The organism is Acetatifactor muris (assembly GCF_024623325.1).
Taxonomy (GTDB): Bacteria; Bacillota; Clostridia; order Lachnospirales; family Lachnospiraceae; genus Acetatifactor; species Acetatifactor muris.
Map to the genome: position 1 here is coordinate 1 of NZ_JANJZD010000028.1, position 13,965 is coordinate 13,965.

General features: G+C 47.9%; 14 protein-coding genes, 1 pseudogene and 1 riboswitch. Of the genes and pseudogenes, 12 read left to right on the plus strand and 3 right to left on the minus strand.

Features of this window, described 5'->3' with window-relative positions; translation table 11 throughout:
* The first annotated feature begins 151 nt into the window (after window positions 1–151).
* The 3 genes and pseudogenes from NSB25_RS21380 to NSB25_RS29760 form a co-directional block, all read left to right on the plus strand.
* Window positions 152–832, plus strand: a complete 681-nt coding sequence (locus tag NSB25_RS21380; protein ID WP_103241565.1) for a DEAD/DEAH box helicase — start codon at window positions 152–154, stop codon at window positions 830–832.
* A gap of 6 nt (window positions 833–838) precedes the next feature.
* Window positions 839–1,150: a hypothetical protein gene (locus NSB25_RS21385; protein WP_103241566.1), complete on the plus strand. Its 312-nt coding sequence runs from the start codon at window positions 839–841 to the stop codon at window positions 1,148–1,150.
* 277 nt (window positions 1,151–1,427) lie between these two features.
* Window positions 1,428–1,508, plus strand: a pseudogene (locus NSB25_RS29760) (SpoIVB peptidase S55 domain-containing protein); the annotation flags it as partial.
* Window positions 1,509–1,881: 373 nt separating this feature from the next.
* Here the strand turns inward: NSB25_RS29760 and typA are convergent.
* On the minus strand, window positions 1,882–3,714 hold the full coding sequence (gene typA, locus NSB25_RS21395; protein ID WP_103241567.1) for a translational GTPase TypA: 1,833 nt from the start codon (window positions 3,712–3,714) through the stop codon (window positions 1,882–1,884).
* A gap of 357 nt (window positions 3,715–4,071) precedes the next feature.
* On the opposite strand from typA, the gene NSB25_RS21400 reads away from it, so the two are divergent.
* From NSB25_RS21400 to NSB25_RS21420, 5 genes are all read left to right on the plus strand, one after another.
* The gene (locus NSB25_RS21400) at window positions 4,072–4,713 is read left to right on the plus strand and encodes a single-stranded DNA-binding protein (RefSeq protein WP_103241568.1); all 642 of its coding nucleotides are present in this window, start codon (window positions 4,072–4,074) and stop codon (window positions 4,711–4,713) included.
* A 265-nt stretch (window positions 4,714–4,978) separates the two neighbouring features.
* Window positions 4,979–5,476 (plus strand): cob(I)yrinic acid a,c-diamide adenosyltransferase, encoded by a 498-nt coding sequence (locus NSB25_RS21405; RefSeq protein ID WP_103241569.1) that lies wholly within the window; start codon window positions 4,979–4,981, stop codon window positions 5,474–5,476.
* 53 nt (window positions 5,477–5,529) lie between these two features.
* A riboswitch (Lysine riboswitch) is annotated at window positions 5,530–5,706 on the plus strand.
* A 166-nt stretch (window positions 5,707–5,872) separates the two neighbouring features.
* Window positions 5,873–6,757 carry a 4-hydroxy-tetrahydrodipicolinate synthase gene (gene dapA, locus NSB25_RS21410; RefSeq protein WP_103241632.1) on the plus strand — a complete coding sequence of 295 codons (885 nt, stop codon included), beginning with the start codon at window positions 5,873–5,875 and terminating at the stop codon, window positions 6,755–6,757.
* A gap of 102 nt (window positions 6,758–6,859) precedes the next feature.
* Window positions 6,860–7,624, plus strand: a complete 765-nt coding sequence (gene dapB, locus NSB25_RS21415) for a 4-hydroxy-tetrahydrodipicolinate reductase (protein WP_103241570.1) — start codon at window positions 6,860–6,862, stop codon at window positions 7,622–7,624.
* An 11-nt stretch (window positions 7,625–7,635) separates the two neighbouring features.
* Complete coding sequence (locus NSB25_RS21420; RefSeq protein ID WP_103241571.1) at window positions 7,636–9,603, plus strand: fructose-1,6-bisphosphatase; 1,968 nt, start codon at window positions 7,636–7,638, stop codon at window positions 9,601–9,603.
* 54 nt (window positions 9,604–9,657) lie between these two features.
* On the opposite strand, the gene NSB25_RS21425 is transcribed toward NSB25_RS21420, so the two are convergent.
* The gene (locus tag NSB25_RS21425; protein ID WP_103241572.1) at window positions 9,658–10,188 is read right to left on the minus strand and encodes a hypothetical protein; all 531 of its coding nucleotides are present in this window, start codon (window positions 10,186–10,188) and stop codon (window positions 9,658–9,660) included.
* Window positions 10,189–10,352: 164 nt separating this feature from the next.
* Between NSB25_RS21425 and hisA the strand changes: the two genes are divergently transcribed.
* The 3 genes from hisA to NSB25_RS21440 all read left to right on the plus strand — a co-directional run bounded on the left by hisA (window position 10,353) and on the right by NSB25_RS21440 (window position 12,645).
* Entirely contained in the window at window positions 10,353–11,144 is a 792-nt protein-coding gene (gene hisA / locus NSB25_RS21430; RefSeq protein ID WP_103241573.1) for a phosphoribosylformimino-5-aminoimidazole carboxamide ribotide isomerase, read from the plus strand.
* A gap of 222 nt (window positions 11,145–11,366) precedes the next feature.
* Window positions 11,367–12,101, plus strand: coding sequence for a M23 family metallopeptidase (locus tag NSB25_RS21435; RefSeq protein ID WP_103241574.1), 735 nt, complete (start codon window positions 11,367–11,369; stop codon window positions 12,099–12,101).
* A gap of 64 nt (window positions 12,102–12,165) precedes the next feature.
* Entirely contained in the window at window positions 12,166–12,645 is a 480-nt protein-coding gene (locus NSB25_RS21440) for a bactofilin family protein (protein ID WP_103241575.1), read from the plus strand.
* A 124-nt stretch (window positions 12,646–12,769) separates the two neighbouring features.
* Here the strand turns inward: NSB25_RS21440 and NSB25_RS21445 are convergent, their stop codons facing one another.
* Window positions 12,770–13,075, minus strand: a complete 306-nt coding sequence (locus NSB25_RS21445) for a YerC/YecD family TrpR-related protein (protein ID WP_103241576.1) — start codon at window positions 13,073–13,075, stop codon at window positions 12,770–12,772.
* Window positions 13,076–13,257: 182 nt separating this feature from the next.
* Here NSB25_RS21445 and NSB25_RS21450 point away from each other — a divergent pair, with 182 nt between their 5' ends.
* Window positions 13,258–13,869, plus strand: coding sequence for a DUF1836 domain-containing protein (locus NSB25_RS21450; protein WP_103241577.1), 612 nt, complete (start codon window positions 13,258–13,260; stop codon window positions 13,867–13,869).
* Window positions 13,870–13,965: the final 96 nt, after the last annotated feature.

The window sequence follows — 13,965 nt, forward strand, 5'->3', positions numbered from 1 at the left end:
TCAAGGGCGCGAAGCGCCGCATTTTTTGACTGGTTTGTCAAGTGTTTTTGAGAAAAAAGTGGGTGATTTTTGAAAAATAGGTTCTGAAAGCACCATGAAATAAGGGCTGAAGATTCCGAGAAGTTATACGAATACAAAGGAGGATAGCAGTATGTTGCCATCCATACTGGCCGGACAATTACAAAAAGGTATCGGCGATTACATAGAAGCCACATTCCCCATGACCAACGTGCCCTCCTGCTTTGAAGTGATTCATCCCGCATATCTTCCCTATGTGCATCAGCAGAAAGCCTTTCAGCGGCTGACCGGAGACGATGGCCGTTCCACATTGGTGGCCACAGGCACAGGCTCCGGTAAAACAGAGTGCTTTCTTTATCCGATTCTGGAGTATTGCTATCAGCACCGCGGCGAGGGAGGCATAAAAGTGCTTATCATTTATCCCATGAATGCCCTGGCAGCAGACCAGGCGAAACGTATCGCGGAACTGATTTATGGATGTGGGGAGCTGCGGGGCAATGTGACGGTAGGCATGTATGTAGGCGGCGAGGAGCATACCCCTGCCCGCATGATGGGCGAATACGGCGTCATTACTGACCACGAGACCATGCTGAATGCGGCGCCGGACATTCTGATGACCAATTACAAAAATTGTGCCGAAGCGGGTTCCGGCCAGAGTCTGGAGGACTTTCAAAAAGGCTTTCTGGCGTACTGGCATCAGCGCATGACAGACGAACAGTTTGTAAGCTTCTTTATTGCACCGAATATGATGTGGAAACATGCCTATGAAGACATGGTGGAGAACCGGAGGCTCGGCAGAGACAGACAGGCTTAAATTCTGATGCATGAGGTTGAGCAGCGCGTCAAATACGAGATAATGCTGGAGTTCGGTCTTGCCGGAAAGATTGGCCGTACCCTGGAAAAATCCGGCTGTTCGGTGCTGGCTTTTGGGACACAGGAGGTCATGGAGATTGCGGATGTTGTCCGGGAAAGAACAGTCAATGAGCTTGGCGTATTGACCGCCGAAAGTCCCGCGTCCTTTCAGCGCATGGTCATTGGATGTCTGAACCTCATGCGTACCAATGGCGGCGGAAGACCCTCCCCTGAATTTGACTATCCCGAGGCAAATAATCAAGCTGTTTCGATTTTCTGATAAGATGAGAATTGGAAAGAGGGCGGATAAAGGAATGAATAGTAAGATGCCAGATTTTATTAGAGCTGAATGAGACCCGTGGCAGCGGTCTGACCCACTCACAGATTGCTCATACCTATGCTGTTTGCACTATATCCGGGAGCACTGGTACCTATATGAGCGGAGCAATGTTTATGACTCACAGCTCGGACGGTCATTGGCGACATCAATTATCTTTGCAGCGAGTTGGCATCATGGGAAACAGAGAGTAATACAATAGAGGCAAAGGTAGACTGGCAGCGGCAGCCCCATTATCCAGAACGGGAAATTCATCGGGGCCGTGACCCATGTGCTGGTACAGGACAGCAAAAAGGGGTAATCGCGAAGCGATTGGCCGATGCAGCCCGTGGGAGCTTGCTCGCTGTCTCATTTTGCCGCAGAATTTGCCGCTGCTTTTTTCACAAAACATATTGACTTTAAGCAAGGTGTCTGATAGAATAAATCTATTCGTAAGATTTCGGATGTCAGTAAATCTTAATTTCTATGCAGAAGCATATCGTATTATAGTCGAAAGTTTATCCAGAGGTTTTTTAGAAATATGTGCCAGAGGTATTTTTGAAGTGGAAATATTGTATACGGGGAGAAAATAAATTTCTGTCCAGGGAATGCAGGAATGGGACACAAGAGAATGTTTTAGGGTCCATAACAGAAAATATCGGGGAGAAATACTCCCCGATGATAAAAAGCATGGTTTATTTCCGCATGGCGGCGCGTTTCCGCAGCGTGGGATCCAGAATCTTTTTGCGAATCCGCAGATGAGTGGGGGTAATCTCCAGCAGCTCGTCTGTGTCGATGAAGTCCAGGGCCTGCTCCATGGAAAGGATTCTGGGGGGGACCAGCCGCAGCGCATCGTCAGCCCCGGAGGAGCGGGTATTGGTCAGCTGCTTTTTCTTGCAGACATTGACCTCAATATCTTCACTTCTGCCGGTCTGTCCTACTACCATTCCCGCATATACTTTTTCGCCGGGACCGATGAAGAGTGTACCGCGTTCCTGGGCATTGAACAGGCCGTAAGTGATGGCTTCTCCCGCCTCAAAGGCGATCAGAGAACCCTGTCTTCTGTACTGGATATCTCCTTTGTAGGGGGCATAGCCGTCGAAAATAGTATTCATGATGCCGTTTCCCTTTGTATCTGTCAGAAACTCTCCCCGATAACCAATCAGACCTCTTGCGGGAATGGAGAATTCCAGACGGGTATAGGTGCCTCCGGAGATACTGCCCATATTCCTCAGCTCCCCTTTTCGCTGCCCCAGCTTTTCGATGACTGCCCCGGAAAATTCGTTGGGCACGTCTATATAGGCCAGTTCCATTGGTTCAGTGCGTTTTCCGCTTTCATCGGTTCGATAGAGAACTTCTGCTTTGCTGACGGCAAATTCGTAACCTTCCCGACGCATGGTTTCAATCAGCACGGAGAGATGCAGTTCGCCGCGTCCGGATACCTTGAAACATTCGGTGGTATCCGTTTCCTCCACCCGCAGGGATACATCTGTGTTCAGCTCCCGGAACAGCCTGTCACGGATGTGACGGCTGGTGACGTATTTCCCTTCCAGCCCGGCCAGCGGAGAGTCATTTACCATAAACTGCATGGCGATAGTGGGTTCGCTGATTTTCTGGAAAGGGATGGGGAGCACGGCATCGGGAGAGCAGAGGGTGTCACCGATATGAATATCTGTGATTCCGGAAATGGCCACAATGGAACCGATACCCGCCTCTTTTACTTCCACTTTGTTCAGGCCGTCGAATTCGTAAAGTTTGCTTACCTTAACCTTGACCTGCTTATCGGGGGCGTGATGGTTACAGATGACAACTTCCTGATTTACTTTGATTATGCCGTTATCTACTTTGCCGATACCGATGCGGCCCACATACTCATTGTAATCGATGGTGCTGACAAGTACCTGGGTACCTGCCTCCGGGTCGCCTTCCGGCGCCGGAATATAATTGATAATGGTTTCGAACAGCGGTTCCATGCTGGCGCCGGATTCGGCGGAATCCATGGAGGCAATGCCTGATTTTGCTGAGGCATAGACAAAGGGGCAGTCCAGCTGTGCATCGTCAGCATCCAGTTCCAGAAAAAGCTCCAGTACCTCGTCCACCACTTCATCCGGTCTCGCCTCCGGACGATCGATTTTGTTGATGCATACGATAACGGGTAATTTCAGTTCCAGTGCCTTTCTGAGTACAAATTTGGTCTGAGGCATGGGGCCTTCGAAGGCGTCCACCACCAGAATGACACCGTTTACCATCTTGAGTACACGTTCCACTTCTCCGCCGAAGTCTGCGTGCCCCGGCGTATCCACAATATTGATTTTCGTATTTTTGTACATAACGGCGGTATTCTTGGAAAGGATGGTGATGCCTCGTTCCCGTTCAATGTCATTGGAATCCATAACCCGTTCCGCAACATTCTGACCTTCGCGAAATACACCGCTTTGCTTTAACAGTTCGTCAACCAGGGTTGTCTTGCCGTGGTCTACATGGGCGATGATGGCAACATTTCTGACATCTTCCCTTTTTTGTTTCATAATTAACCTCATTTCCGGACCGTCAGGATCTGAAAGTCGTAGTTTGTCGCTGATTGTCCCTATTTGTCGATGAAATGTTTTGTCGAAATTTCAAACTGTTATAGTATAGCACTAAATTGCGGAAGACGCAAGTTTTATTGGGTTCCAACTTATGTTCTTTGGTTTTTCATATCGAAAAAAATGATAATAAGGATAAATATTAAAAAAATTGACGAACTGCGCGGTGAGAAATTGTACTAAAATGGTAATTTCTATTGTATAAATAGTAATATCCAGCCTGAAAGAAATGTTACGGTGTAGCAGCAACTTACAGGAGGTGTTACCGGAAAAAGTCTTGAGAGAAGAAGGGAGAACAAAATGACAGATAAGGTAATTGAAAACAACCAGGTAACGGTTATGGGGGAAATCGTCAGCGGCTTCAGCTATAGCCACGAGATATTCGGAGAAGGTTTCTATATGATGGATGTGAAGTGTAAGAGGCTCAGTGAGAGCTATGATACCATACCGATTATGGTATCGGAGCGTCTGCTGGATGTCAGCGCGGACTATACGGGAGAGCTGATCTGTATCAATGGTCAGTTCCGCTCTTACAATCGTCATGAGGAGCGCAAAAACAGGCTTGTTCTTTCCGTATTTGCCAGAGAAATAGAATTTGTGGAAGAGATGGAAGAAAGCTCGAAGACAAATCAGATTTTTCTGGACGGTTATATCTGCAAGGAACCGATATACAGGAAGACTCCCCTGGGAAGGGAAATCGCAGATTTGCTGCTGGCAGTAAACCGTCCCTATGGAAAATCCGATTACATACCTTGTATCTGTTGGGGGAGAAACGCCCGTTATGCCAATAACTTCAGGGTGGGAGAACGCTGTGCGGTATGGGGCAGAATACAGAGCAGAGAATATATGAAGAAGCTGGACGAGGAAAATGTGGAGAAGAGAGTGGCCTTTGAAGTATCTGTCAGCAAACTGGAACTGATTGAGGATGGGGAAGTGTCATAGCAGTTCGTGTGTTCTGAATCACCGGGAAATGTCAGCAGCAGTCCGACGAGAGACGGAATCGCTGCAACAGCCCGGCGTCCGGTCTGAATTGACGCAAATCGCCGCAGGCGTCAGGGGAGTGGGCTGCAAATAAATTTGCCAAATTCCGGAAAATGTGTTATCCTGAAATAGTAACTTTGTGCGATCGTGATTTCAAAGGCCTGAAAGAAATTGTCGTAAATGAGAATCATGAGCGTTTATCCTTTGTATATGAGAGGGGTAAGGTATGGCAAAAGGATTTGTAAGTATATATACCGGAGATGGACACGGAAAATCTCCGGCGGCGCTGGGTAGAGCTCTGCAGACGGCCATGGAAGGGAAAAATGTGGTCATTATCCAGTTCCTGAAGGGAAAGGGACCGGCGAATTCCGACTTCCTGCGGAGAATGGAACCGGAGATTAAGCTGTTTTGTTTTGAGAAATCCGATGAAAATTTCGAGAAACTTTCTGACGACAGAAAGCAGGAGGAGATTATCAATATTAAAAATGGAATGAAATTTGCCAGAAAGGTGCTGGCCACCGGGGAATGCGATCTGCTGATACTGGATGAAGTGCTGGGGCTGGTGGAAAAGGGTATTGTTCCGGTAGATGAATTGAAAACCATGCTGGAGTGCCGTGAAGATACGGGGGTTATTCTGACAGGCGCCTGGCTCTGTGACGATATCTGTGTTCTGGCGGATGAGGTTTCCAAAATAGAGACAGCAAAATTCAAGGTTTGGGAATAAATCCATTGACACCATCTGGATATGATGTTATGATGAAACCATGTTAATAATGTTGGGAAGATAGAGGTTGCGTTTTTCAGGAGTACTTTTTTTGATGCGACAGGCGCAGGAGATGAGAAGGGAAAGGGGAATACGCCGAAAGAGGAGATGGCCTGTAAGTCAAATCTTGGGCATGCGGCGAAGAACCGTATGACTGTCATTCGGTTTGCGGATGGAGCGCTATCAGACGTATTTTGTGGGAGTTATGTCGCCGGCGCTTTTGTGCCGGCGATATTTTGTCGCAGGGCTGTGGGGACAATCGGGAGTAACAGTCGACACTTATGCTGGCTGTGCGGTTTCTGCAGGCAGGCTTTTAATTTTCGCAGAATGCGGCATTATGGAAATGGAGGAAAATGGATGTCAATTTTTAAGGGATCAGGTGTGGCCATTGTTACGCCAATGCGCCACAATGGAGAAGTGGATTACGAACGGTTTGCAAAGCAGCTGGAATTTCAGATTGAGAACGGAACAGACGCCATTATCGTCTGTGGAACTACCGGCGAGGCCTCTACATTGTCACATGAGGAACACCTGGAGGTAATCAGGTATTGTGTCAGGACGGTGGCAGGGAGAATTCCTGTCATTGCGGGGACAGGTTCCAATTGTACGGAGACAGCCATTTACCTTTCCAGGGAGGCGGAGGCAGCGGGAGCAGATGGTCTGCTGCTGGTGAGTCCCTATTATAATAAGGCCACTCAGAACGGCCTGTACGGGCATTTCAGGGCTGTTGCAGAAGCGGTAAAGCTGCCCATTCTGCTTTATAATATTCCGGGCAGAACAGGATGCAATATACAGCCGGAGACTATCGTCAGACTCTGCAGGGATGTGGAGAATATTGTGGGGGTAAAGGAAGCCAGCGGTGATATCGCTCAGATTACACGACTTGCGGCTCTGGCAAACGGCTGTGTGGATATTTATTCGGGTAATGATAACGAAATTGTTCCCATTATGTCGGTGGGTGGTCTCGGTGTAATATCAGTATTGGCCAATATAGCTCCTGCCCGGACACATGAGATCTGTCAGAGATTTCTGGACGGAGATGCGAAGGGAAGCTGCGCAATGCAGCTGGAGGCAGTGGAGCTGTGCGATGCGCTGTTCTGTGAGGTGAATCCCATTCCGGTGAAAAAGGCGCTGGAACTGATGGGTATGGATACGGGAACCCTGAGAAGACCTTTGACTGAAATGGAGCCGGCTCATGCAGAGCGTCTGGAAAAGGCGATGAAGGCGTACGGAATTTTATAAAAATCTGCAGGAACATAGTAGAAATGAAACGGTAACCAACCCCACCTTTGGCATACAGGGTGGGGTTTATAATAATAGTGGAACCAGAATCAGGAGAAAAAGATGATCAGAATAATAATGCATGGTTGTAATGGAAAAATGGGACAGGTTATCGGCAGTCTGCTGGCAGAGGACAGGGAGGCGGAGCTGGTGGCGGGAATCGATGTATTTGATGACGGCCATAATGCTTATCCTGTTTTTAGAAATATCCGGGAATGTGACGTGGAGGCAGACTGCCTGATTGATTTTTCATCGGCTTCTGCGGTGGATGACATGCTGGATTACTGTGTGGAGAAGAGCCTGCCCTGTGTTCTGTGTACTACAGGGCTGCGTGAAGAACAGCTGCAAAAGGCAGAGAAAGCGGCGGAAAGCATTGCTGTGCTGAGATCGGCCAATATGTCTCTGGGGATCAACACCCTGTTGAAGCTGCTGAAGAATGCGGCGGCAATACTGGCACCCGCGGGCTTTGACATGGAGATTGTGGAGAGGCATCACAGACTTAAGGTGGATGCGCCCAGCGGGACGGCTCTGGCACTTGCGGATGCCATAAACGGGGAACTGGGGAATGAATACAACTATGTCTATGACAGAAGCGGCCGGAGAGAAAAGCGGCCTGAAAAGGAAATCGGTATCAGCGCTGTCCGCGGCGGCACTATTGTAGGTGATCATGATGTTATATTTGCGGGAGCGGATGAAGTTATCACTTTTTCGCATACAGCGTACTCAAAGGCGGTATTCGGCAAAGGTGCGGTGCAGGCGGCGAAATTTCTGGCGGGAAAGCCTGCGGGAAGATATAATATGAGCGACGTGATCAATGGAGCCGGCTGAGGGAGAAGGGTATGGATGGGAAGGACAGCAAGGTATTAAAAGTACTGGCGAGAGAATACCGGAGCAGTGCAGCGGCAGCTACGGAAATTATCAACCTGCAGTCGATTATGAATCTGCCGAAGGGCACGGAGCATTTTCTGACAGATATTCACGGGGAATATGAGCAGTTTAATCATGTGCTGAAAAACGGATCCGGTTTTGTGCGCAAAAAAATCGATGAAGAATTTGGAAATACTATCAGCAATAAGGATAAAAAAAGTCTTGCCACGCTGATTTACTATCCGGAGGAGAAGCTGGAGATTGTGGAGAGAGAGGAAGAAAACCTGGAGGACTGGTACAAAATTTCCCTTCACAGGCTGGTGCAGATGATCAAAAGGGTTTCTTCCAAATATACCCGGTCCAAGGTGCGCAAGGCACTGCCCGGGGACTTTGCTTACGTCATTGAAGAATTGATTACGGAAAAGGCGGAGATTCATGATAAAGAGGCATATTATAATGAAATTATTCATACCATTATCCGGATTGGGCGTGCGCCGCAGTTTATCATTGCGCTGAGCCAGCTGATTCAATGCCTGGTTATAGATCATCTTCATATTGTGGGGGATATATATGACCGGGGACCGGGCCCGCATATTATCATGGACACACTGTGTGCATATCACTCTGTGGACGTACAGTGGGGAAATCATGATATTGTGTGGATGGGAGCGGCCGGCGGACATCTGGCCTGCATTGCAAATGTGGTGAGAATGGCCGCACATTATGGGAACCTGGCGACTCTGGAGGACGGCTATGGCATTAATCTGCTTCCGCTGGCAACCTTTGCCATGGAGACTTACCAAAACGTGGACTGCAGTGCCTTTTCCATTCGATTCAACACAGATTACAATACAAAGGACCTGAGCCTTGATACCAGAATGCACAAAGCCATAGCAGTGATGCAGTTTAAACTGGAAGGGCAGCTGCTTATGCGGCATCCTGAATTCCGAATGGAGGACAGAATGCTGCTGGATCGGATAGACTTTGACAGGGGAACTGTCAGAATGGAGGATATGGCGGGAAATTCAGTGGAATATACCATGCTGGACATGGGTTTCCCCACCATAGATCCGCAGGATCCTTATGCGTTGACAGAAGAGGAAAGCAAGGTGATGGAAAGGCTGCGGCAGGCTTTTGTGAAATGTGAAAAGCTGCAGCGTCATGTGCGCTTTCTCTATGCAAAGGGGGGACTGTACAAAATTTATAATGGAAATCTGCTGTACCATGGGTGTGTGCCTATGAACGGGGACGGAAGCTTTATGGAAGTGGATATCTGCGGGAAACGGTACTATGGGAAGGCGCTGTATGATATTCTGGAATATTATGCCAGAAGAGGCTATTATGCGAAAGAGCCTGCGGAGCGTGCGCTGGGCCAGGATATTATGTGGTTTATCTGGTCCGGAAAGGGCTCTCCCGTATTTGGGAAGGAAAAAATGGCGACCTTCGAGAGATACTTTATAGCGGAGAAGGAAACTCACGAAGAGAAGAAGAACAGTTATTATAGACTGCTGGAAAAGGAGGAGACGGTTGACAGGATTCTGGGAGAATTCGGGCTTCACAGCCGGGAGGCCCATATTGTCAACGGCCATGTGCCTGTGGAACAGATACATGGGGAGTCGCCTGTCAAATGTGGGGGAAGACTGCTGATTATCGACGGCGGTTTTTCCAAAGCCTATCAGAAAAAGACAGGAATTGCGGGATATACGCTTGTCTGTAATTCCAGGGGAATGAGCCTTGCCGCACATGAACCTTTTGAATCTGCAGGGGCAGTTATCGAAAAAGAGTCGGATTTGTTTTCCCATTGGGTAGAAGTGGAAAGCTTTCCCCGCAGAAAGCTGGTTTCGGATACAGATGTGGGTCAGGAGATTCGGGAAAGAATTTATTATCTGGAGGAATTGCTGGAAGCTTACAGAGATGGAACGCTCATGGAAGAGGAATAGAGGTTTGAGGGACTCTCAGGCGCAGGCTTTCTAAGCAAACGCCCGAGAGAAAAGTTACTGCCCTATAACGCCGCCTGCATCGCCGCTGTTTATGCCTGTGCGTGCGCCGCCAGTTGTTCTGCCGTTCACACCGGTGCCGTTGCTTCCGATACCTGTGTTGCTGTTTTCGGTATTGTTCCTGTTATTGACGTCGTTAGTTCCGGAGCCGTTATTGTTGGTACTGTTGTCAGTTCCGGTGAGGCCATCGGTGACATCTTCAATGCCGTCGGCCACGTCATCTACCACATTGGTAACGGCATCACCTACATCGTCCAGCAGGGAATCATTGTCGCTGCCGGCAGTGCTGTTGTCTATTGTGCTGCTTCCTGCGGGATTGTTGTTACCCGCAGTGCCGTTATTGCCGGAGGAGCCGCTGTCCGCAGTGGCTCCGCTGCCGGATTCCTGAGTGCTGTTTCCGGCCATGCTGTCTGAATCGTTGTTGTTTCTGGCACTGTTTGTGCATGCGGTTGCCGTACACACACAGGCAAGCACCAGTCCTATTGCCAGAAGCTTTCTGGCTCCTGCAAGTTCTTTCCCTTTTTTCATTGTCTCCTCCATTTCTGCTGCGTGAACTATAAAACCAGACCATACTGTACCTGCAGAATGGCTGATTTGCCATTAGTATGTGGATTATCGTGAAATTTATGCATTAGAGATAAAAAATAAAAGGAAAAATCTGAGTATTGAAATTTTCATAACGGGGTGTAAAAATGGAATTCAGACCGTGTATAGACATTCATAACGGCAGAGTCAAACAGATTGTAGGCGGAAGTTTGAAAGACGGGGAAAATCTGCCGGAAGAAAATTTTGTGGCAGAGCAGGATGCTGCCTTTTTTGCACAATTTTATCATGAGGCAGGGCTTTGCGGAGGTCATGTGATTTTACTGAATCCGGAGAACAGCGAATACTACGAAGAGACAAAGCGACAGGCGCTGGCGGCGCTGCGGGCCTATCCCGGCGGGCTGCAGGCCGGCGGAGGGGTTACTCCGGACAATGCGGCGGATTTTCTGGAGGCGGGAGCGTCTCATGTGATTGTGACATCTTATGTATTCAGGGAGGGCAGAATTGATTTTGAAAGGTTAAAGAAAATGACAGATACAGTGGGAAAGCAGCATCTGGTGTTGGATTTAAGCTGTAGAAAGACTTCTGCCGGATACAGAGTGGTCACAGACAGATGGCAGAAAATGACACAGGAGACGGTGGATGAATCATTGATGGACAGACTGTCCCAATACTGCGACGAATTTCTGATTCATGCGGTGGACGTGGAGGGCAGGGCGGAAGGCATCGAAGAGGAGCTGACAGCCATGCTGGGAAACTGGGAGGGCTGCTGTGTAACTTATGCCGGAGGCGTACATAGTTATGAGGATTTGGAGCTGCTGCGCAGACTGGGCAGGAATCGTGTGAATGTCACTGTAGGAAGTGCGTTGGATTTGTTTGGCGGAAGTCTTGCCTGGAAGCGGGTGCTGGAAATCTGCGGAAGCGTTACCGGAGTGCATTGATGACGGTCCGCCGCTGTGGATAAAGGCTCGAAAGCGTGCCCAATGGAAAGAAGGATAAAACTATATAATGTACAGGATGCACAATAATTTAACTTGCTTTTTAGATAAATCAGCGTAAAAAGCAAGTTTTTATTGTAAGAATATCACAAAAACACCCGTTTATCGTTGAAGTGAAATTGCATTTATGGTAAAATAATAAAAGCTTGTCGGAGGTGACTATAAATGGGACGTAACAGACATAAGCGCAAAAACAGTCATGTGGTAATTGTTACATCCGATGCAGCGGACGGCCGGATGAAGCAGTTCCGGATTCGCCCCTGGATACTGCAGGTTATTATTATTATCCTGTGTGTGATTATCGGCGCATTAATAGGATATTTTTCTTACAAAAAGGATATCTGGACAGCAAAGCTTCAGCAGACCACAGAGCAGAATGAGGTGATTGCCGTTCTGGAGCAGGAGAAGGCTGATCTGGAGGCACAGATTGCCGGATTAAATGAGGAAATCGCGGGATTGAATGAGAAGATTCAGATTCTCAGTGAGACAGTGTCGCAGAAAGTACAGACAGAGACTGCGCTGTCCGAACAGCTGGAAAAGGAGTATCTGCCTACAAGGCTTCCGCTGTCGGAGCGGGCCACCATGGAAGACATGGCGGAAGGCGAGCTCATGTGTGTGTTTGCAGCGGCGCCGAATTCCATGGTGGTGGCTACGGCCAGCGGAACTGTCACAGCGGTAAATGAAGACGCGGAATATGGGAATAATGTCTGGATTGAGCATGGTAACGGCTATACCACCATCTACAGGAACCAGGGAGAAGTCAAAGTCAAGGTGGGAGAGACTGTCACCCAGGGAACCACATTATTTCTGATTACGGAGGAGAGCAGTAAACTGGGCTACCAGATGATGAAGGACGGAGAATATGTCAATCCCATGGATATGCTGAATATCAGTGGGTGAGAATATCAAGTCCGCTGTACGGGATAGAGGCTTTGTGACAGAACTATAACAGGAGGATTAAGAGATGAGGAAAAAGGAAACACAGATTACCACCATTATCGGTATGAGTGCCGAATGCAACGGTGATTTTGCCGCTGACGGCGCCATAAGGATTGACGGTACCGTAAACGGAAATGTAGTTGTGACGGATACCGTGATTGTGGGGGCATCCGGCTGCATTAACGGAGACATTAATGCTCAGAAGGTGGTCATCGGGGGGGAGGTATACGGCAATCTGAACGTGCCGGAAAAGGTTGAGCTGACGTCCACGGCAAGGGTTATCGGCGACATTACCACCAGCGGCCTTGTAATAGACGAAAAGGCAGTATTCCAGGGCAGATGTGACATGAATCAGGATGCCAGCAAGAAACCCAGACCCAATAACAAAGCGGTGAAAGCCATGAAGAAGACCGCAAAGGCAGCTGTTGTGGAAGCCCTGAAAGAAGCGGAGGAGGCTTCTGCTTCCGGCGATACTGTAAACTCTGAGGAGCAGGCTGTGGGATAAGATTTCGCCTGTTGTGCCGGAGAGATTTCTGGTGTGGTACATAGGCAATAAAAAAGCAGGTTTGTCGGCGTGAATTCATTTGGAGATCTGACAATCCTGCTTTTTGAATATGAAATTTTACATATTAAAGAATGGGTCTGTTCTCTTTTTTCATGCGTTCAAAGACCACTTCGTATCCGCCGTTTCCGTAGTTCAGGGAACGGTTAACCCGACTGATCGTGGCGGTGGAGGCACCGGTTTTCTCGGCGACTTCCAGATAAGTACTGCGATTTTTCAGCATTACGGCTACTTCAAAACGCTGTGACATGGAATGCAGTTCGTTGACAGTACATAAATCCTCAAAAAAACGATAGCACTCCTCACGGCTTTTCAGACAGAGTATGGCGTCGAACAGGGAATCTGCAGCCTCGCTTTTGACATCTTTATTCATTGGGGAATACCTCACTGTTTCTTTCTGTTTATTCATTTTAACATATTAAAGTTGTAAAGTAAAGGTGACTTTTTTTAAAACTAAATCTTGTCATGTAGTATTGAATACTATATAATGTTATCAGAGAAGAAAGTAATTGCCGGGGTTTGTCCGGGAGACAGAGAAGAAAAGGATGATCATCTATGACAATTGACAGCAGGGATTTACTGAACAGCATATTGGCAAGTCTGGACAGAATACAGTATATCAGCCCTGAGGATATACCTAATATTGATCTGTATATGGACCAGATTACCACTTTCATGGACAGCAGGCTGCGTTCTTCTGTGAGGAATCCGGAAGAGGATAAGGTGCTGACCAAGACCATGATCAATAATTACGCGAAAAATGATTTGCTTCCACCTCCGGTGAAGAAGAAATATTCCAAAGAGCATGTAATGCTGTTGATTTTTATCTACTATTACAAGGGGATTTTGTCAATTAACGACATTCAGACTCTTCTGGGACCGATTACGGAACACTTTTTCCGGAACGGGAAGGACTTTAATCTGGAAAGTGTGTACCGGGAGGCATTTGGTATGGAGGAAAAGCAGCTCCAGGCTCTGAAAGCGGATGTAACGGAGAAGTTCAAGGTTGCTCAGGAGGCTTTTCAGGGTGCACCGGAAGAACATGCGGATTTCCTTCAAAAGTTTGCCTTTATCTGTACGCTGGGGTTTGACGTATATTTGAAGAAGCTGATGATTGAGAAAATTATAGATGAAATTTCAGATCCCGGGAAAACAGACGTAAAATAAATGTAACCTGGACAGACATTCTTTCATATTATAGCTTATCAAAAGGAACCGGAGGTCCGGACAGAATGGTAAGGAGGTTTTAATGAAAGGGTTGTC